Consider the following 19,016-nt stretch of genomic DNA (forward strand, 5'->3'; position numbering starts at 1 on the left):
GGGGTATGGCCGGAACGGCCTTCGTAGCGCGAAGCGCTCTCCAGCCCCCCCGTTCTGATCGGGGGGGGCTTCTAACTGGGGGGATCAGGTAAAATAGACCATGCCCACCACCTTTAACATTGGTATCGAGGAAGAGTATCAGACTATCGACCCGGAGACGCGGGACCTGCGCTCGCATATCGGCACGGAGCTTCTGCCGGAGGGCAAGCGCCAGCTCCAAGAGTCCGTGAAGGCCGAGATGCACCAGAGCGTGGTCGAGGTGGGGACGGGGGTCTGTGACACCGTGCGCCAGGCGCGCGACGAGCTCTACGAGCTGCGACAGACCATTATCCGCCTCGCGGAGAACCAGGGACTCAAGGTTGCTGCCGCAGGGACACACCCCTTTGCCAACTGGCGCGAGCAGGAGATCTACCCCGATGCGCGCTACGATACGATTGTCGATGACCTCCAGCAGGTGGCGCGGGAGAACCTGATCTTTGGGCTCCATGTCCATGTGGGCATCCCCGACAAAGAGGCGCGGATTCGGATCCTCAACTCCGTGCGCTACTTCCTGCCCCATATCCTCGCTCTCTCGACTAACTCCCCGTTCTGGCTGGGCTACGACACGGGTCTCAAGAGCTACCGCTGTAAGGTCTTTGATAAGTTCCCACGCACCAATATCCCCGATGCGTTTTCATCGTGGGCCGAGTTTGAGAGCTATGTCGACCTGCTGATCAAGACCGGCTGTATCGACAATGCCAAGAAGATCTGGTGGGATGTGCGCCCGCACCCGTTCTTTCCGACCATTGAGTTTCGTATCTGCGATGTCCCGCTACGGATCGATGAGACCATCGCGCTGACTGCCTTGATGCAGGCGACAGTCGCCAAGCTCCACAAGCTCCACACCCGCAACCAGGACTGGCGGGTCTACAGCCGGGCGCTGCTGATGGAGAACAAGTGGCGGGCGCTGCGCTACGGGGTCGAGGGCAAGCTGATCGACTTTGGCAAGCAGGAAGAGGTTCCCTTCCGCGACCTGATGCTGGAGTACCTGGCCTTCGTGGACGACGTGGTCGACGAGCTCGGCTGCCGCCGGGAGCTGGGCTATGTCCAGCGTATCCTGGAGCGCGGCACGGGAGCCGATCGCCAGCTACGGGTCTTCAAGGAGAGCGGCGGCGATCTCAAGGCGGTCGTGGACTACATGGTCGCCGAGACCCAGCTCCCCCCCGAGCTCTGAGCGCCCCCGTTTCGACCGCCCCCATTAACGCACCCAAGGGGTACCCGGTCTCGCTGTCGTCGCAGGCTTCGACACAAAGGCCTGCGGCCATCCCCCCTCTGGCTTCGCGAAGGGGGTGGCGCGACACAGCGAGCCGGGGGAGGTAAAAGTGAGCTGGGGGAGGTAGCACGACAGATTTGTCCAGACTTTGTACAGAGTGCCTTGCTAGAATATATGCTGGGTTATTGGCCTCGCAGAATAGATGAGGCAAGAAAGAAAGAACTTTGTATGCAAATCTCTTGGACAAAACTTCTCGTCTCTGTAAGTGCGATTGCCTTGCTTGGCCTTGTCGCACTGCCCAAGATGGCACTGGCACAGGACCTCTACGTTACAACCTTTAACAACGGGACCATCAGCAAGGTCACGCCTGGGGGAACCGTCAGCACCTTTGTCTCTGGGTTGACTCAACCGAACGGCCTTGCTTTCGATACGAGCGGAAACCTCTACCTAACGACCTATGGTGTTAATAGCATCTTCAAGTTCACGCCCGCAGGAGTCCAAAGCACTTTTGCCACGGGTGGGGGGCTGAATAACCCGTATGGCCTTGCCTTTGACACGAGTGGAAATCTCTACGCGGCGAACTTTGGTATTGCCAATGGTACTACCATCAGTAAGATCACTTCCGGGGGAACCGTCAGCACTTTTGCAACGGGATTGAGTGGCCCTGGTCGCATCGCCTTCGATAGTGCGGGAAACCTCTACGCTGCGAACTGGAACACCAATAGTATCCTCAAGATCACTTCCGGGGGAACCGTCAGTACCTTTGCTTCAGGGGGTGGGATACTGAGCCCCTATGGCCTTGCCATTGATAGTGCTGGAAACGTTTTTACCTCGAACTTTACTAGCGGCACCATTAGCAAGATCACTTCTGGGGGAGTGGTCAGTACCTTTGCAACGGGATTAAGTACTCCTGCGGGCCTTACTTTCGATAGTTTAGGAAATCTCTATGAAGCGGACTATGGCAGCAATACTATCTTCAAGTTCACTTCTGCAGGAGTCAAGAGCACTTTTGCAACGGGGTTGAACGGCCCTACTGGCCTTGCCTTCCAGAGTGCCATAGGCCCTTCGTCTGTGACCCCTGAGCTTCCCGGTGCGATGCAGCTCCTTCCTGCCCTGCTACCTGTTGCGCTGATTGGGGCGCGGAAGCGCTTCAAGAAGGCATAAGCGTCGCCTCCCGGTTGGAGCGGGGGGAGTCCGGCCGCTCCAACCGGCCGGATTCCCCCCTTCCTGCTTGCACTTGGCCGCATTGGCGGGTATTTTGGGTCTGCCGCCATGCACAACGCGTTTCTTCTCGATACCCCTTTCTCTCCCGAGCTGACTCCGGGAGCCCGCAATGCTGTCACGACCTGCCTGCGGATACAGCCCGACGAAAAAGTGACCCTGATCTGCGACGAGGCCTGCCTGACAATTGGGGCGAGCCTGGCGCGGGAGCTGGAGAGCCGGGGGCTTGCCTGGAGCGGGTTTATTCTAGAGAGAGTCGCGACGCGCCCCGTAACCGACATGCCCGCGCCGGTTCTCGACGATATGGAGAGCAGCGGGGTCTCGATCTTTGCCGTGCAGGTCCAGACCGGGGAGCTGCAGAGCCGCCGGCAGATGACCGATGTGGTCAACCGCCGCGGGATGCGCCACGCCCACATGGTCAATATCACCGAGGAGATCATGTGCGAGGGAATGCGCGCCGACTTCAACGCGGTCGATACCCTCAGCCAGAAAGTGATCGAGATTGTCCGCGCCGCCAAGGTCATCCGCGGCACCACCCCCGCCGGCACCGAGATCGAGGTTCAGCTCTCCCCCGACTACCACTGGCTCAAGACCAGCGGGATTATCTCGCCCAAGAAATGGGGCAATCTCCCCGGCGGCGAGATCTTCACCACCCCCGGCGAGCTCAACGGCACCTTCGTGGTTGATGGTGTGGTCGGGGACTACCTCTGCGCTCGGTATGGGCTCCTGCAAGCCACCCCGCTCACCCTCACGATTGAGAAGAACCGGCTCACGGGGGCGCGCTGCGCCAACAAGGCCCTGGAGACCGAGTTCTGGGAGTACTGCCACACCGACCAAAACTCCGACCGGGTGGGGGAGTTTGCCATTGGGACCAATATCGGGCTCACGCGGGTGATCGGCAATATCCTCCAGGACGAAAAATTCCCCGGGATTCATATCGCCTTTGGCGACCCCTACGGCTTCCACACCGGGGCAGACTGGCAGTCTCGGACACATATCGATGTGGTGGGGCTGGGCTTTGATATCTGGGCCGATGGGCACCAGCTCATGAAACGCGGAACCTTTTTGGTGGAATAGAACTCTGAAAACTCGTAGGGTCTGTGATCCAAGTCACGGAAAAACTGTGATTTCTATCACATCCTTTTTGAATTTCTCGTTGTCCAATAGGGTCAGTGGGACAACGGGGTGAGCCTACCCTAAGGATATAACCCCTGTGACCGAATAATCGAAGCAGGTAGTTTTGTCGGGGGATGGGTATAATCTGGCAAAACCTGGTAATTTTGCGGAGGTGCTCCCTCCGCGACTGAGGAGTTCTTCATGAGTCGTTTGGTAACTGTTGGGGCGGTGAGCGCCCTGGTGCTGGTATTAGGCGCAAATGCAACTGCGTGGGCCCAGGAAGATATTGGAACCGCTCGTGCCTATATCACCCAGGGAAAGTTCGCCGAGGCGATCAAGATCCTGGATAAGCTCATCAAGGAGCGCCCAGAGGCGGTTCAGCTCTACTTTGACCTGGGACGTGCCTACTTTGGGATGAAGAACCTCCCGCAGGCCGAGACCGCCTTTGGGAAGGTGATCGCTGGGAAGCCCCTGGTCGCGGACTCGTACTTCAACCGGGGGGTCGTGCGGATTCAGTCTAACAACTGGGCAGGCGCGATCGAGGACTTCTCCAAGGTGATCGAGCTCAACCCCAAGCCTAAGCAGGGAGCGCCCGATCTGGTGCTGGAGTCCCGTGACAACCGCGTGGGGGCCTACCTCCAGGTGAATAAGTTCGCCGAGGCAATCCAAGATGCCACCACGGTCCTTACTGCCGATCCCAAGCGTGGCTTTACGCTCCTCAACCGGGGCTATGCCTACGAGAAGATCAACCAGTTCGACAAGGCGGTCGCCGACTACGGTGCCGCGATTCCGCTCCTGAGCGGCGCCGATCAGGCTTCGACCTACTTCTCCAAGGCCGATCTAGAGTTCCTAAAGCTCACCCAGCTCCAGCCCGCCGTCGATGACTACACCAAGGGGCTGGCGCTCGATAAGAACAATGTCGGAGCGCTCCTCAACCGCGCCGCGTGCTACTTCCAGCTCAAGAGCTTCCAGCCCGCCCTCGCCGACTACAGCGCCGCGCTGGCGCTCAAGCCCGGCGATGGGGAGATCCTCAAGAACCGCGCCGCGGTCTACCTGCAGCTCAAGGACTATAAGTCGGCGATCGTGGACTACTCGGGCTACCTGCAGAAGGCCGGGGCCACCGCCGATGTCAGTGTCTACCGCCTGCGTGCGGCCTGCTACCTCAATGTCGATCCCAAGAACTACGCCGGTGCGGTGGGGGACCTGAAGAACTACCTGGCCAAGAACGCAACCGACGCGGTGGGCTGGAAGGACCTGGCGCTGGCACAGTACAACAGCATTGTCCCGCCGGGCACGACGATCACCAAGGCCCAGGCCGGCGGGCTCACCGATGCGATTACGTCCGCGACCAAGGCCACGACACTGGACGCCAAGCAGGCCGATGCCTTCATTATCCTGGGCGACTCCTACAGCTTCCAGGAGAAGTACAAAGAGGCCGTCCCGCCCTACACCAGCTATATCGCGCTGGCCCCCGACAAGCCCTTCGGCTACGAAGGCCTAGGCCGTGTGCAGTACAACCTCCAGGACTACAAGGGCGCGATTGCCAACTTTGAGAAGTACCTCAAGCTCAAACCCAACGATGCTGAGATCAAGAAGCTGCTCAACCTCGCCAAGGCCAGCGGCGGCGGCGGGAGCGCCACCGAGAAGATCGCGGCGCTGACCGAGGCGATCAACGCCGACCCCAAGGACCCGGTCGCCTACACCAACCGCGGTGTCGCCTACTTTGAGATGCAGGACTTCGACAAGGCAATCGCGGACTTCCAGAAGGCCCTCGACCTCAAGCCCGGCGAGCTCCAGTACATCAGCAACCTGGCGAGCGCGAGCTACAGCAAGGCCAGCAAGACCAAGGCCGAGGCTGACTACAAGGCCGCCAGCGCGATCTACACCCAGTGGCTCGCCAAGGCCCCCAGCAACGCCGATGTCCTCCTGACCATGGGCGATATCTCGCTGAACCTGAAGCAGTGGGATGCGGCGATCTCCAGCTACACCAAGTACCTGGCGACCAACCCGACCGATGCCAAGAACCAGCAGGCCGTGCTCACCAACCGTGCCTACTGCGCCCTGCAGAAGACCCCACCGGACCTGACCAGCGCGATCGCGGACTACACCAAGCTGATCGGGATGAACCCCAGCGAGCCCAAGTTCTACGATCTGCGTGGCCGTGCCTACCAGGACCAGCAGAACCTGGCCGCCGCTGCCGCCGACTTTGAGAAGTTCGCCCAGCTCTCAGGGAGCAAGGACCCCGACGCTCTCAAGAACACGGCGATCCTCTACTTCAACACGGGAGAGAAGAAGCGCAAGGCCAACGATCCCAGCAAGGGCCTCCCCGAGTTTGAGAAGGCGATCTCCAACTACACCGCCTACCTGGCGCTGAAGGCAACCGATGCCCAGGCACTCTACGGCCGCGGGCTGGCGATCTACCGCAAGGCGAAGGCCTCGACCGATGTCAAGGTGAAGCTGGCGGAGCTGAAGAAGGCAATCGCGGACTTTGAGGCCGCCACCAAGGCCGATGCGAAGCTGGCCGACGCCTGGTACTACCTGGGCCTCTCCTGCGACGACTACGGTGTGGCCGATGAGCTCTCGGCGGAGACCATGTTCCCCAAGGCAATCGCTGCCTACGAGAAGTATGTCTCCCTGCCCGGTGTCTCTGCCGCCGATGCCGATGCGATCAAGAAGCGTATCGCGCAGCTCAAAGAAGCCCTGTAAAACAACAACGAAGAGAAAAGGAAAACACAGCCCCCACCAGAGCACTCTGGTGGGGGCTTTTTCGTGAAGTGATAAAATACGGGCACTATGAGCCTACTTACCCTGGAAGTCTCCGACGAGATTCTGACGCTAACGGCTACCCCGGAAGGCATGGCCCGCGCCCAAGCCGCGGTGCTGGCAGCCTTTGGAATCACGCCTGTAAACACAGAGTCCCATCTTGTCTCCGATACTTTGTACGACTCATTCCTTGACATTATCGATGGGGTGGAAGCCGGTACGATCAAGACGAAGCCACACGATTCTAAGGCCGCAATGGCGCGAGCCGAAGTGCTTCTGTGCCAGATAAGCGGTCAGTGATCTAGGAGGTAGGTAATGCACGAAGAAAGTACCACACAGGAAGAGGCGATCAGCGCGACAGAGTTTGATGCCCGTCTCATGCGGGCCAATCAGGATGCTCTTGCCAAACTTGAAAAGGACGAAGAGCGTCTTAAGCACCTTGAGGAACTTGTGGCAGAGAAAGAAGCGCTCGCTCAGCGGCTCGAAATGATTTGGCAAGAAGCACAACGGGAGCGTAAACGCCTCAATACCGAGATTCGTCGTTTGATGGCTGCCTAGAATCGTTATGGTTTCTGCACAAGTTCGTCAACAAGTACGTACATTTTTCCAGTTTCGCTGTGGGTACTGTGGCGTCTCGGAAGCTGAGTACGGTGCGAGTCTGACGATAGATCACTATCAACCCGTCTCGCGAGGTGGGAGTGATGACAGTGAAAACTTGGTGTACTGTTGCCATGCCTGTAACGAATTCAAGAGCGACTACTGGAACCCAGACAGCTCTCAGCGTATCCTCAACCCCCGGCATGATGACATGAGCTTTCATCTGCGAGAAAATGACAATGCGGAGCTGGAAGGACTGACTGAGACGGGGATTTTCCATCTCACACGCCTACAGCTCAACCGATCTGCTCTTCTGTTGCAACGTCAAATCCGCCGTAGGCAACAGCAATGGGAAGCACGAATGCTTGCTGTCGAAGCCCGTCTTGCCACTGCCGAAGCGCAACTCGCAAGGCAACGCCGCCGCCAACGTCGCTCTCGCCGGAACTAGCACGATACAATACCGGCGTGAACCCCGATGCCTTTCTGGATCGCCTCCGCCAGCACCCCGACTATAAAAAACAGATTGTCCATATCGAGCATATCCCGGCGCGGCCTGCGGTCTATGGCGAGCTGGACGCGCCACTTCCGGAGCGGCTGAGCAAGGCGCTGAGGGAAAAACTCGGGGTGGCGCGGCTCTTTCGCCACCAAGCCGAGGCCATCGATCTGGTGCGCTTGGGGTTTCAGGTGATTGTCACGACCCCCACGGCGTCGGGGAAGTCGCTGTGCTACAACGCGCCGGTCTTGGAGACGCTTCTTCTAGAGCCCAAGGCGCGGGCGCTGTACTTGTTTCCCACCAAGGCGCTGGCGCAAGACCAGCAGAGCAAGCTGAGGAGCTTGGACTTGTGGCCGGACATCATCTCGGCGACCTACGACGGTGACACGCCCAAGGACGAGCGCCTGCCGATCCGGCGCACGGCGCGGCTCTTGGTCACCAACCCGGACATGCTCCACATGGGAATCCTGCCGCAGCACAACGGCTGGGCGACTTTCTTTCGCAACCTACGCTATGTCGTGATTGATGAGGCCCATGTCTACCGCGGGGTCTTTGGGGCGCATGTGGGCAATATCCTGCGGCGCTTGCTTCGCGTGGCGGAGCTCTACGGGGCGCGCCCACAGATCATCGCCTGCTCCGCGACTATCGCCAACCCGGAGGAGCTCTTTACCAAGCTGACGGGGCTCCAGGCCGAGGTGGTCTCGGCGGAGAGTGGGGGAGCCCCGACCGGTAAGCGGCGCTTTGTCTTCTGGAACCCGCCGGTCCTCGACCCCGCCACGGGCTCGCGGCGCTCGACCAACGCGGAGGTGACCCATGTCTTCACCGAGCTGCTCGAAGACGATGTACGGACCCTGGCCTTCACCCGCTCCCGCAAGACTGCAGAGCTGCTGCTGACCTACGCTCGCCGCGCTCTGGAGGGAAAGCCCCAGCACGATAAGGTCATGAGCTACCGCGCGGGCTACACCCCGGAGCAGCGGCGGGAGATCGAGCGGAAGTTATTCACGGGCGAGCTAACCGGTGTCACCGCGACCAATGCGCTGGAGCTGGGGGTGGATATCGGGGGAATGGACGCTGTTGTAATGACGGGCTACCCCGGGACGGTGGCGAGTACCTGGCAGCAAGCTGGGCGCGCAGGGCGTCGGCAAGGGGAGTCTCTCGCCGTGCTCGTGGCCGCCGACAACCCGCTGGACCAGTTTCTCATGCGCCAGCCCGACTACTTCTTCGAGCGCCCCGCCGAGCATGCCGCCCTTGATCCGACCAACAAGCACATCCTCGGGGGGCACCTGCTCTGCGCCGCCTACGAAGCGCCGCTCACCGACGACGACGCAGAGCTGTTTGGGGGGGAGCGTGCCCGCTGGGTCGCCCATCGCCTGGTGGAAGAGGGGGCGCTGGCGGCACGCGGCGATAGGCTACACTACGCCGGTTCGGAATACCCCGCGACCCTGATCAATATCCGCTCGGCATCGGCGAACCAGTACCAGATCGAGGAAAATGGCAAGACCCTGGGCACGGTCGAAGAGGCCAAGGCCTTTGAGACCATCCACCCTGGTGCGATCTACCTGCACATGGGCGAGAGCTACGTGGTCGAGGAGCTGGACACGGTCAGTCGCCGCGCCACCGTCCGCCGCGCCGCCGCCAGCTACTTCACCGAGCCCAAGACCGACTCACATATCGAGATTATCGCCACGGGCGGCTCCAAAGAGTTCGGGGATACCGTCGCCTACTTCGGCGAGGTGCGTGTCACGAGCTGGGTGACGGGCTTTCGCCAGAAACAGCTCTTCTCCGATGAGGTCCTGGGCCTCTACGACCTCGACCTCCCCGAACAAACTTTCGAGACCGAGGCGGTCTGGTACCCGCTACCGCAGTACCTGGTCGAAGAGCTCGCTGAGGCAGGGCTGGACCTTGCGGGCGGTGTTCATGCGGTCGAGCACGCCAGTATAGGCCTGCTCCCGCTCTTTGCCCTCTGCGACCGCAACGACATCGGCGGCGTCTCCACCGCGCACCATCCCCAGGTCGGGGCCCCGACGATCTTCGTCCACGATGCCCACCCCGGCGGGGTCGGGATCGCCGAGACCGGCTTTCGTATCATCGAGCAGTGGCTCACCGCCACCCTCACCCTAATCGAAGAGTGCCCCTGCGACGACGGCTGTCCCAGCTGCATCCAGAGCCCCAAGTGTGGCAACAACAACGAGCCCCTCGACAAAAAAGCCGCCGCCCTAATCCTCCGGCGCCTGCTGCACGGCGAGCCGACTTCCTAGATTGCCCTCGACGGTAAACCTCGGGGCTGTAGGGCGCTTCGCGCCGCCTCCTCGTTCCTCGTCGGTAGTCGGTGAAACGAGATCGCGAAGCGCGGCGACTTGCTCGCCCCATAGCCCCGAGGTTTACCGTCGAGGGCAATGAAGCGATAAAATCAGTCATCGGACGAATGTAAACAGACAATGAGGAGATAATATCAATGGATGAGGCAAGAAAAACAAACCGCGAGCCGGGGGCGCTGAACTATGCTCAAGTGCAATCACTCGATGTTGCGGCGCAGATAGCCGCGACGGCTCGAAAATCGGAGTACCGTGCGACCTTGCTTGCCCGAGGGATCACCGACGAGACCCTCGATGCGCTCGACACCGCCGTGAGCGAGGGGAGAAAAGAGCAGGCGATTGCGGTGGAGAACGACACGGGCCAGCGGGTCTCGACTCAGGAAGAGAAGCAGGCGCGCAAGGAGCTACTCGCCGGACTGCGCGAGGTGCAGACCGCCGCGCGGCAGAAGTGGGCACGTACCGAGCCTGCGGCGCTCAAGGACTACTACATCGGGGAGAACCTACCCAACATGAGCCGCGCGACCCTCTTGCAGGTGACCGAGGGGATTCTCCAGCGCCTTGCCACCCAGAGCTTGCCTGGCATCACGCCCGAGACTGTCGCGGCTCTCACGGAGAAGCGCGATGCCTATGTCGAGGCCAACAAGAACCAGCTTGGGTTTATCGCGGGGGCGAAAGCACGCCGTGCCGCTACTCTAGAGCATCTCAAGACCGCCACCGACCTGCGGATCGAGGTGCAGTTCGCCGCCGATGCCGCCTACTCGTTCGACGACCCCAAAAACGCTCCTGCCCGCACCGAGTTCGCCCTGCCCTCCAACCGGCGCTTCGTCACACGGTAACCGCACGCCGACGGCACCACCGCCGCGTGGACGGTGAACGTCCCGCTATAGGGCGAGCAAGTCGCCGCCTCGCTTCGCTCGGAAATCTTAACCGACGAGGCACGAGGAGGCGGCGCGAAGCGCCCCATAGCCGGATGATCTCCATCCTGGCTGGGGTGGGTTCCTACGTCCCACAAAACGTCTTGTACCCACACGCGCTGGCCGGAGCGGGCTCGTGGTACTTCGACGGGGCAGAGCTGTAGTCGTAGGGCTGAGCCAAGACTTCCAGCAAAGCGTGCAAGGGCTCTAGGTTGTTGTCGTTCTCGGCGGCGGAGAGTGCCTCTTCGACCAGGTGGTTCCGGGGGATGACCGCAGGGTTGGTGGCGCGCATCAGAGCGAGAGCGTCGGCGTCGGAGGTGCCTTCGTGCTGGAGTCGGGCTTGCCAGCGGGCGTGCCAAGCGGCGAAGGTGGCGTCTTTGCTCGTGGGATCATCGAGCGTGCGGAAGGTATTGGTAAAGTCCGCCTCGCTCGCCTCCATCCAGGAGACCAGGTCCGCGATCAGCTCGGAGTCGCTCTCCTCTGCGCTGTGGAGCCCAAGCTTGTGGCGCATGCGGGTGAGCCAGGCGTCTTCGTAGAGGTCGGGGAAGGTGTTGAGCGCCTCGACGGCGATACCGACCGCGTCCTCTTCGGTTGGCGCGAGTAGGGGGAGAAGCGTCTCCGCGAAGCGGGTGAGGTTCCAGTGGGCCATCCCCGGCTGGTTGCCAAAGGCGTAGCGCCCCTCGGTGTCGATGGAGCTAAAGACCGTGCCGGGGTGGTAGGTGTCCAGAAACGCGCACGGGCCGTAGTCGATCGTCTCCCCCGAGAGCGCCATGTTATCCGTGTTCATCACCCCGTGGATAAAGCCCACGCACTGCCACTGGGCGATCAGCGCCGCTTGGCGGGCGAGCACGGCGCGGAGAAACGCAGCGTACTTGTCCTCTGCCTCCGTTAGTTCGGGGTAGTGGCGCGCGATCGTGTAGTCGGCGAGCAGGCGCAGGTTGGTGTCGTCGCGGCGTGCGGCGGCGTACTGGAACGTCCCGACCCGGAGATGGCTGGCGGCGACACGCGTGAGGATCGCGCCGGGCCGGAGCGTCTCGCGGTAGATCCTCTCCCCGGTCGTCACCACCGCGAGGCTGCGGGTGGTGGGGATGCCGAGGGCGTGCATCGCCTCGGAGATAATGTACTCGCGGAGCATCGGGCCGAGCGCTGCGAGGCCATCGCCGCGTCGGGAGTAGGGCGTGCGCCCCGAGCCCTTGAGCTGGATATCAAAGCGCGTGCCGCTCGGCGTGAGATGCTCCCCAAGCAGGATTGCTCGCCCGTCGCCGAGCATGTTGAAGCCGCCGAACTGGTGCCCCGCGTAGGCCTGCGCGATCGGCTCCGCGCCCTCGGGGAGTGCTTGGCCGGCAAAGAGCGCCGCAAGGTCACCGTCGAGGTCGGCAAGCCCCAGCGCCTCGGCGAGGCGCTGGTTGAAGAGCACGAGCTGGGGGGCACTTGCCGGGGCGGGCGTGGCTCTCTCAAAGAAGACCGCCGGGAGGCGGGTGTAGGTGTTATCAAACTGCCAGGGGTTCATCAGTCGAGTGTACCCGGTTCTTGCGGCAGGCCTCCCAGGAGCATGAGGGCGTGCTCGCGGATATCGACGGGCCAGGCGGCGGTATGGGTGAGGAAAGTCTCGGTGTTGTCGGCAAAGAGCGCACGCGTTGCCTCCTCGAAGCCGGGCAGGTCCCCCGCAATCGCCGAGAGAAAGCGGTAGGCCACCTCGTGCTGCTGGCGTCGCGCATCTTCCCAGGCACTGGCCTTGCGTGCCTCCTCGACGAGCTTGCGGAGCGCGACCGAGGCCCCTCCGGGTTGGGTGGCGAGCCACTCCCAGTGCCGGGGCAGGAGCGTCACCTCCCGTGCAACCACGCCGAGCTTAGGCCGTCCCGGCGTGGCAGGCGGCACAGAGGGCAAAGCCAGTCGTGCAAGGACCTCCTCCATGCTTCCGCGCAGGTCCAGCTCCACCTGCTGGCTGGTCGTGTTGTCGAAGACCAGGATCGTGGCGGTCGGGTCGGTGTCGAGCGTCGTTTTTACCGCCCGTGCAACAGTCGCGAGCGCACCGGTGGCGAGCCGGGTCATGCCGGAAAAGGCGGTGCAGGAGGTTGTGGTTGTCATAGTGGAGATTTTATCCGGGTAAAAATAACTTGGCAACTCGGGCAATGAATGACCCGGCTGGGAGGAGGGAGCGCCCCGTGGGCGCGTGAAACACAGCGTTCTCCGCGCCCACGGGGCGCTCCTTGCCTTCTGCCGAGGCTTTCAATCCCCGGCTCTGGTACAATTAGGACAGTATGAACAACACTCTCCAGGACTTTCTCAAAGGTCAGCTCGACACGCTGCATGCGGAGCACCTCTACAAGCCTCTCACCACGGTCACGAGCGCGGTGGGGGCGCGCGTTAAGATCGCGGGCAACGACCGAGAGCTGATCAATCTCTCGTCGAACAACTACCTCGGGCTGGCGGGCGACCCGCGGCTGCGCCAAGCGGCATCGGAGGCCGCGCTGGCCATTGGCGCGGGCGGCGGTGCGGTGCGGCCCATCATCGGGAACCTCCAGCTTCACGACGACCTGGAAAAACTGATTGCGAGCTTTAAGCATGTCGAGGATGTCCTGGTGTTTCAGAGTGGCTTCACCGCCAACGCCGGAACCATCCCGACAATCACCGATGCCGACGATGCGATTATCACCGATAGCCTGAATCATGCGAGCATTATCGACGGCTGCCGGCTCTCCAAGGCCAAGCGCGCGATCTACCAGCACTGCGACATGGACTCGCTCGAAGAGGCACTCAAGGCGGCGATGGGGGCCAAGAAGCGCCTGGTGATCACCGATGGGGTGTTCTCCATGGACGGCGATGTCGCGCCGCTGGACCAGATCTGTGCCCTGGCGGAGCGCTACGATGCGGCGGTGATGGTCGACGATGCACACGGCTCGGGGGTGATGGGGGCCAATGGGCGTGGGACTGCCTATCACTTTGGTGTCCACCAGAAGATCGACATCCAGCTCGGAACCCTCTCCAAGGCCGTGGGCGTGGTTGGCGGCTATATCGCGGGCTCATCGGCGCTGATTGATTTTCTCAAGCAGCGTGCCCGTCCGTTTCTCTTCTCCACCGGCTGCCCGCCCGCCGTGGCCGCAGCCTGTATCAAGGGAATTGAGCTGATGCGCGACGAGCCCGAGCTCTCGGCGCGGCTCTGGGCCAACACGAAGTACTGGCAAGAGGGGCTCCAGAAGCTCGGCTTCGATACCGGAGTCACCCAGACCCCGATCACGCCGGTGATGATCGGCGACGAGGCCAAGACCCAGGAGGCACAGCGCCTGCTCCGCGATGAAGGCATCCTGGCGCTGGCGATTGTCTTCCCGACAGTCGGGCGGGGCAAGGCACGCCTGCGCACCATGCCCACCGCTGCCCACACCCAAGCCGACTTCGACGAAGCCCTGGCCGCCTTTGAGCGTGTCGGAAAGAAGCTCGGACTGATCTAGAAGCAAAAAGTCCCCCGTGGGCAGGTGCCCACGGGGGACTTTTTCGTTTTTCCGTCGCTAGTTCTTGCCGTCGCCACCCACGAGCTTGATCGCGATGGGGTACTCGACACTGGCGATTGTCACGTAGAGATTGCCCGCCAGACCGGGGACATCGTCGGTGCCACCCGAGGCATTGGGAAGCTTCCAGATCACCTTGCTGAGGATACCGCGAATCGGGTACCACGCGTTGTCGTTGCCCAGGAGCTGACCCACGGCACGGCCGTCGTTGGTCACGCGACCGTCGAAGCGGTGCGAGCCAAGGCTTCCCAGGATCGAGCCCTGCTTGTCGATCGCAATCTCCGGGTTGTTGGTCGTGGTGAACTTCCCGCCGGGAACCAGGTTGGCATTGAAGCCGGGCGCAAGCGCAGAGTTCCAGGTATAGGCCGCACGGTAGCTGCTGTTCACCTCAGAGCCACCGATGCTCGCTTCAAAGTTGCCGGGGACGGTGTTGCCATTGATGATCATGGTGTAGTCGCCCGAGACACCGCTGCCGCCCACACGCGCTCCCAGCTTGCCCTGGATATTGCGTGTTGTGTAGAGCGCACGCTCTGCTGCGGGGAGCGCAGCAACCTCGGTGGCGTTGTAGGTAATCGAACCGGAGAAACCACCATCGTTCTCGACCGAGCCGACAAAGGTTCCCACGGGCTTGTTGAGTGCCTGATTGAAGAAGCCGATGATCGAGCCCGACGGATCAATCGTATAGCTGATCGTCCCGTTCTCGCCGTCTTGCGGGTTGCCGTAGGTGCCGCGGTAGGAGCCCTTGTAGGGGCTATCGCCACCGGCCACTACGGAGGTACTCTTGCTGAACTGCGCGGGGTAGAGCTTGCTCCCTGAGGTAAACGTGAAGTTGCCTTGGGCCGAGCCATCGCTAGTCTTGATGAGGGTGCCTGCCAGAGGAAGGGTTACGGTGGCGAAGCGCACGGAGGCTTGGAACGCCCCGGTATTGCCCACGGTTCCGGTGAGAAGGCCGGTCTCGGCACCACGGGTTAGGGAGCCGATGATGTTGCCCTTGCTATCGACACTGTAGCTGGCGAGGCCGTTGAGGGTCTTGCCATCGACCAGCAGGGACGTATCCGCGCCGTAGACACCGCTGTAGATCCCCATGAAGTCGCTATTGACCGTGGTGAGGGTGCCGCCGATCGTGAAGTAGCCGCGCTGCTCCGTACCACTCCGGGTAACACTAAAGTCGCCGCCCGAGCCTGTACTGCCCGCGCCGCTTGCACCGCCGCCCTTCACCACAAGAAGACCTGTCAGCGGGGAGGTTGTCGCGCCGTTCTTCATCGTCCCCGTGAACTTTCCGGTGTTCTCCACGGTGCCATCGAAGGCATAGACAAGGTTGGAGCTGGCATCCGTGAAGGAGCCGACCATCCGGCCCTTCTGCTCGACCGTGAAGGAGAAGGTCCCATTCTCCCCGATGCCCGGAAGGGTGTAGGTGGAGCTGTACGTGCCCACGAAAACACTATCGGGTGGGGCGCCACCAGCGCAGCCGCTCAGCGCTGCGAGAGAGAGAGCCCCAAGGCTCACGAGAAACTTTGCACGGGTCTGCTTGCCCATAGAATCCATCCTTTCGCCCTAGCGGACTGAGCCGCCGTGTACGTCTGAATTTGTTATCGGTATTTTCGCGGGAGGTTTTCAGGGGAAAAAAAGAGAAACTAGAGGCCATGTCAAAGCTAAGATTTGCAATTGTTGGCTGCGGCGTCATCCATACCTCCCATGTTGAGGCCATTCGTGCTTTGGGGGACGACGCGGAGCTGGTGGCGGTTTGCGACGAAGTAGGGGATCGCGCCAAGGAAGTCGGGGAGAAGCTAGGGGTACGCTCTTTTAATGACCTCACGGCCATGCTGGACTGGGGCCAGTTCGAGGTTCTGAATGTCTGTACCCCCTCGGGCCTCCACGGTTCCTGTGGCGTTCTGGGGGCAAAGGCGGGCAAGCATATCGTCTCGGAGAAGCCTATCGATGTGACCCTGGCCGCCGCCGATGCCCTGATCGCGGCCTGTAAAGAGAACAATGTCAAGCTGGAGGTGATCTCCCAGCACCGGTTCTCGTCGGGGATGCGCCTGCTCAAGGGCTGGCTCGATGAGGGCAAGCTGGGCAAGCTGGTCTACGGTGAGTCCGTCACCAAGTGGTACCGCACCCAGGCCTACTACGACTCGGGCGGCTGGCGTGGCACCTGGGAGCTCGATGGCGGCGGTGCGCTGATGAACCAGGGTGTCCACTATGTCGATCAGCTCCGCTGGATCATGGGGCCGGTGAAGTCCGTGGCCGCGACCATGGGGACGATCGCCCACGAGCGGATTGAGGTGGAGGATATCGTCTCGGCGACCATTGAGTTCCAGAACGGCGCAGTCGGCACCCTGCTGGCGTCCACCGCGATGTTCCCTGGCTACAAGCAGTCGCTGGAGATCTACGGCACCCACGGCACGGTTCAGATCGACAACTCCCGTGTGCGCCACGCCCAGTTTGCCAGCGGCGACGAAGAGCAGAGCATGTTTGGGGTTAAGGCCGCCGAGCCGATTGTCAAGGATGGTGTCTTCACCGCGACGGGCGAGAAGGCCGATGTCGCGCAGTCCCAGGGGGCTGGCGATCCCCGCGCCATCTCCAACAGCGGTCATGTCGCCCATCTCCAAGACCTGATCCACTGCATCCGTACCGATAGCGAGACCTTCATGAACGGCCAAGAGGCACGCAACGCCTTGGAGCTGATCGTGGGAATCTACCAGTCCGCCAAGACCGGTAAGCGAGTCGAGTTCCCGCTGTAGTCGGGGATGAGCGGGGGATGGAAAGCCCCGGCAGAAGCCAAGGAGCGTCCCGAGGACGCGGGAAGCGCTGGGTTTCCCGCGCCCACGGGGCGCTCTTTTCGGGAGGCGGGTAATTCATCGCCCGTCCTGCCGGGGATTGAAAGCCCCGGCAGTAGAGAGGGAGCGTCCCGGGGACGCGGAGAACGATGTGGGGTCCGCGCCCACAGGGCGCACAGTGCATTGAGTTTCGGAAAGAAGCGCCGATAATTCGTTCATGAAGCAATGGTCGATGGAGGCACGAATTGTCACCCTCTTTTTCCTCAATGTCCTCGTCTATGCCATCTTTGTAGCGAGGCTCTGGACAACAGAATTCTGGGTTTGGAGTGGCGAAGTAAATTCCTATGCCATCGCCAAAGGCATCAATGTCCTCATAAGTCTCGCGTTTCTTGGGAAGCCACAAGCCATCTATCGGTTTGTGATTGCCTATGTCGGAATTGCCGTACTTGCAGCAAGTGTCGGTCCACTGGCGTACTACCACATGGGAGTGCTTGGTTTGTGGAGGTACCTCGCGCTTGAACTTCTCTTTCTTGGGAGTGTTTGCTACTTAGGACGCTCTGTGTTTCCCGCGCCCACGGGGCGCTCCTTGCATTGAGACGGGGATTTCAATCCCCGGCCCGTCAATCCGGCCGGAAGAAGTCGCCCAGGAGCCAGCCGACCACGAAGCTGACAAAGATCACGTTGCCGCCCAGGAGCATCGTGTGCTGTGGGCCATAGGGAGCGGTCCAGACCATGGCAAAGAGGCCCGTGAGCACGGCGACCGTGCCGTAGAGCTTGAGGAGCGAGGGAGTCAGCGCCTCTTGGACAACGGCCACTGCGATGTGGACGAGAGCTGCGGCCCAGAAGAACAGAGCACCGATCGCGATCACCAGGAGGCCAAAGGGGGCGGAGCGCGGTCCGGTCGAGCCCGTGAGGATCAGATCGTCCTCGATGCGCCGGATCATCCCCGTGATGGTCATGGTCGCGCCCATCAGCGCTCCCGCGGCGGACATGCACGCGATAAACGGCCAGCTCCAGGAGAAGACAATCGGAAGCTGCTGGGTGGAGGCCGACGACTTATCCAGAAAGAGCGCGGAGAGCAGCAGCAGGAGGAACGTCCCGAAGAACCCAAAGAATCCCGCTAAGACAACGGCCAGCGAGCGCTTCTCCTCGGGGAGCTGCGACGTCACCGTGGGGCCGGAGCGTGCACTGGGGCGGGGGCTTGCGTGGCGGATGGGCGTGCTAGGAGTGTAGCCGCCGGCGGTGCTGCGCCCGCTCGCCGACGGTGTCCGGGCGATCCGCTCAATCTTTTGCTGGACTGTCGCGCTCCGGGGATCGAGCTGGCTCGCCATCGTGTAGTGCCGCAGGGCATCGTCGTAGCGCTCCTGGTTGCGGCAGACATCGCCCAGAATCTCCCAGCCCGCCGCGTTCTTACGGTTGTAGCGCAGCGACTGCTCCGCGAGGCTCCGCGCCTCGGCCATCCGGTTGCGGGTAAAGGCGATCTGCGCCTGCTGGACAAGGCGCTCAGACTCCTGGGAGGCGGTGGTCGGAGGCGGCTTCGGTGGGGTGCTTGCCGCAGGGCGCGGCCCCGCCGGATGGTTGACCGGCCCGGCGGATTTGTAGTTGGCCTGGCGCTGCTGCAGAGCACGCTCGGCATCGTAGGTGCGCCGGGACTCGGTGTCGCTCAGGACACGGTAGGCCTCCGCGATACGGGTGAACTGCTGCGCTGCCTGCGGCCCCGGGTTGACATCGGGGTGGAACTTACGAGCAAGAGACCGGTACTGCTTCTTGATCTCTTCCAGGGAAGCTGTCTCAGGGATTCCAAGAACGTGGTAGTGCGTTTGCTCCGGCATAGATCGCTCAGGGGGTATTATACCCTGAGACGCTCGTAATCTTTAGGGGGGAGGGCGTGGTGCAGGACACTCTGCACTGCGACACGCGGGCCGTACTCCTTATGGCTGCTGCTTCCGCCCTGACCAGGTTCGAAGCCGACCCGCTGCCGTGCAGTAATTCTATCGCCCTTATTGAACTTTTTCCAGCACCCGTTTGTTGCAGAGGACAGGAGCGATCTAAGCAAGGAAAT

The 19,016-nt window shown here is 61.8% G+C and carries 16 protein-coding genes and 1 other RNA gene; 12 read left to right on the forward strand and 5 right to left on the reverse strand.

All coding sequences use genetic code 11. The annotated features are described in order from the left end of the window. The first annotated feature begins 100 nt into the window (after window positions 1–100). The 9 genes from HNQ39_RS16640 (at window position 101) to HNQ39_RS16680 (ending at window position 10,593) form a co-directional block, all read left to right on the forward strand. The gene (locus HNQ39_RS16640) at window positions 101–1,213 is read left to right on the forward strand and encodes a carboxylate-amine ligase (protein WP_184198728.1); all 1,113 of its coding nucleotides are present in this window, start codon (window positions 101–103) and stop codon (window positions 1,211–1,213) included. Window positions 1,214–1,480: 267 nt separating this feature from the next. Further along, window positions 1,481–2,416, forward strand: coding sequence for a virginiamycin B lyase family protein (locus HNQ39_RS16645; protein WP_184198731.1), 936 nt, complete (start codon window positions 1,481–1,483; stop codon window positions 2,414–2,416). 108 nt (window positions 2,417–2,524) lie between these two features. Then, window positions 2,525–3,550, forward strand: coding sequence for an aminopeptidase (locus tag HNQ39_RS16650; protein WP_184198734.1), 1,026 nt, complete (start codon window positions 2,525–2,527; stop codon window positions 3,548–3,550). Between the two features lie 240 nt (window positions 3,551–3,790). Beyond that, the gene (locus HNQ39_RS16655) at window positions 3,791–6,295 is read left to right on the forward strand and encodes a tetratricopeptide repeat protein (RefSeq protein WP_184198737.1); all 2,505 of its coding nucleotides are present in this window, start codon (window positions 3,791–3,793) and stop codon (window positions 6,293–6,295) included. Window positions 6,296–6,382: 87 nt separating this feature from the next. Beyond that, entirely contained in the window at window positions 6,383–6,652 is a 270-nt protein-coding gene (locus HNQ39_RS16660) for a hypothetical protein (protein WP_184198739.1), read from the forward strand. A gap of 15 nt (window positions 6,653–6,667) precedes the next feature. After that, window positions 6,668–6,910, forward strand: coding sequence for a hypothetical protein (locus HNQ39_RS16665; protein WP_184198742.1), 243 nt, complete (start codon window positions 6,668–6,670; stop codon window positions 6,908–6,910). A 7-nt stretch (window positions 6,911–6,917) separates the two neighbouring features. Continuing rightward, window positions 6,918–7,397 (forward strand): HNH endonuclease, encoded by a 480-nt coding sequence (locus tag HNQ39_RS30820; protein ID WP_184198745.1) that lies wholly within the window; start codon window positions 6,918–6,920, stop codon window positions 7,395–7,397. Window positions 7,398–7,414: 17 nt separating this feature from the next. After that, window positions 7,415–9,700, forward strand: a complete 2,286-nt coding sequence (locus HNQ39_RS16675) for a DEAD/DEAH box helicase (RefSeq protein ID WP_221290063.1) — start codon at window positions 7,415–7,417, stop codon at window positions 9,698–9,700. Between the two features lie 197 nt (window positions 9,701–9,897). Further along, window positions 9,898–10,593 carry a hypothetical protein gene (locus tag HNQ39_RS16680; RefSeq protein ID WP_184198752.1) on the forward strand — a complete coding sequence of 232 codons (696 nt, stop codon included), beginning with the start codon at window positions 9,898–9,900 and terminating at the stop codon, window positions 10,591–10,593. Window positions 10,594–10,756: 163 nt separating this feature from the next. On the opposite strand, the gene HNQ39_RS16685 is transcribed toward HNQ39_RS16680, so the two are convergent. Together HNQ39_RS16685 and HNQ39_RS16690 are read right to left on the reverse strand one after the other, a co-directional pair. Then, window positions 10,757–12,181 carry a protein adenylyltransferase SelO gene (locus HNQ39_RS16685; RefSeq protein ID WP_184198755.1) on the reverse strand — a complete coding sequence of 475 codons (1,425 nt, stop codon included), beginning with the start codon at window positions 12,179–12,181 and terminating at the stop codon, window positions 10,757–10,759. Continuing rightward, on the reverse strand, window positions 12,181–12,759 hold the full coding sequence (locus HNQ39_RS16690; RefSeq protein ID WP_184198758.1) for a DUF2239 family protein: 579 nt from the start codon (window positions 12,757–12,759) through the stop codon (window positions 12,181–12,183). The genes HNQ39_RS16685 and HNQ39_RS16690 overlap by 1 nt, the downstream gene beginning before the upstream one ends. Before the next feature lie 173 nt (window positions 12,760–12,932). On the opposite strand from HNQ39_RS16690, the gene HNQ39_RS16695 reads away from it, so the two are divergent. Beyond that, window positions 12,933–14,120 carry a glycine C-acetyltransferase gene (locus tag HNQ39_RS16695; RefSeq protein ID WP_184198761.1) on the forward strand — a complete coding sequence of 396 codons (1,188 nt, stop codon included), beginning with the start codon at window positions 12,933–12,935 and terminating at the stop codon, window positions 14,118–14,120. 57 nt (window positions 14,121–14,177) lie between these two features. Here HNQ39_RS16695 and HNQ39_RS16700 read toward each other — a convergent pair whose 3' ends face one another. After that, entirely contained in the window at window positions 14,178–15,713 is a 1,536-nt protein-coding gene (locus HNQ39_RS16700; protein ID WP_184198764.1) for a hypothetical protein, read from the reverse strand. Window positions 15,714–15,820: 107 nt separating this feature from the next. Between HNQ39_RS16700 and HNQ39_RS16705 the strand changes: the two genes are divergently transcribed. Both HNQ39_RS16705 and HNQ39_RS16710 read left to right on the forward strand, forming a co-directional pair. Further along, window positions 15,821–16,918, forward strand: a complete 1,098-nt coding sequence (locus HNQ39_RS16705; RefSeq protein ID WP_184198767.1) for a Gfo/Idh/MocA family protein — start codon at window positions 15,821–15,823, stop codon at window positions 16,916–16,918. Window positions 16,919–17,171: 253 nt separating this feature from the next. Beyond that, entirely contained in the window at window positions 17,172–17,549 is a 378-nt protein-coding gene (locus HNQ39_RS16710) for a hypothetical protein (protein ID WP_184198770.1), read from the forward strand. Between the two features lie 25 nt (window positions 17,550–17,574). On the opposite strand, the gene HNQ39_RS16715 is transcribed toward HNQ39_RS16710, so the two are convergent. Together HNQ39_RS16715 and ffs are read right to left on the reverse strand one after the other, a co-directional pair. Further along, window positions 17,575–18,786: a J domain-containing protein gene (locus HNQ39_RS16715; protein WP_184198773.1), complete on the reverse strand. Its 1,212-nt coding sequence runs from the start codon at window positions 18,784–18,786 to the stop codon at window positions 17,575–17,577. A gap of 65 nt (window positions 18,787–18,851) precedes the next feature. Further along, an RNA gene (gene ffs / locus HNQ39_RS16720) (signal recognition particle sRNA small type) lies at window positions 18,852–18,943 on the reverse strand. Window positions 18,944–19,016 lie beyond the last annotated feature (73 nt).

Source organism: Armatimonas rosea, assembly GCF_014202505.1.
Lineage (GTDB): Bacteria > Armatimonadota > Armatimonadia > Armatimonadales > Armatimonadaceae > Armatimonas > Armatimonas rosea.

Coding starts and splice junctions, on each gene's coding strand:
- HNQ39_RS16640 (WP_184198728.1), top strand. CDS start 101: ATGCCCACCACCTTTAACATTGGTATCGAGGAAGAGTATCAGACTATC.
- HNQ39_RS16645 (WP_184198731.1), top strand. CDS start 1,481: ATGCAAATCTCTTGGACAAAACTTCTCGTCTCTGTAAGTGCGATTGCC.
- HNQ39_RS16650 (WP_184198734.1), top strand. CDS start 2,525: ATGCACAACGCGTTTCTTCTCGATACCCCTTTCTCTCCCGAGCTGACT.
- HNQ39_RS16655 (WP_184198737.1), top strand. CDS start 3,791: ATGAGTCGTTTGGTAACTGTTGGGGCGGTGAGCGCCCTGGTGCTGGTA.
- HNQ39_RS16660 (WP_184198739.1), top strand. CDS start 6,383: ATGAGCCTACTTACCCTGGAAGTCTCCGACGAGATTCTGACGCTAACG.
- HNQ39_RS16665 (WP_184198742.1), top strand. CDS start 6,668: ATGCACGAAGAAAGTACCACACAGGAAGAGGCGATCAGCGCGACAGAG.
- HNQ39_RS30820 (WP_184198745.1), top strand. CDS start 6,918: ATGGTTTCTGCACAAGTTCGTCAACAAGTACGTACATTTTTCCAGTTT.
- HNQ39_RS16680 (WP_184198752.1), top strand. CDS start 9,898: ATGGATGAGGCAAGAAAAACAAACCGCGAGCCGGGGGCGCTGAACTAT.
- HNQ39_RS16685 (WP_184198755.1), bottom strand. CDS start 12,181: ATGAACCCCTGGCAGTTTGATAACACCTACACCCGCCTCCCGGCGGTC.
- HNQ39_RS16690 (WP_184198758.1), bottom strand. CDS start 12,759: ATGACAACCACAACCTCCTGCACCGCCTTTTCCGGCATGACCCGGCTC.
- HNQ39_RS16695 (WP_184198761.1), top strand. CDS start 12,933: ATGAACAACACTCTCCAGGACTTTCTCAAAGGTCAGCTCGACACGCTG.
- HNQ39_RS16700 (WP_184198764.1), bottom strand. CDS start 15,713: ATGGGCAAGCAGACCCGTGCAAAGTTTCTCGTGAGCCTTGGGGCTCTC.
- HNQ39_RS16705 (WP_184198767.1), top strand. CDS start 15,821: ATGTCAAAGCTAAGATTTGCAATTGTTGGCTGCGGCGTCATCCATACC.
- HNQ39_RS16710 (WP_184198770.1), top strand. CDS start 17,172: ATGAAGCAATGGTCGATGGAGGCACGAATTGTCACCCTCTTTTTCCTC.
- HNQ39_RS16715 (WP_184198773.1), bottom strand. CDS start 18,786: ATGCCGGAGCAAACGCACTACCACGTTCTTGGAATCCCTGAGACAGCT.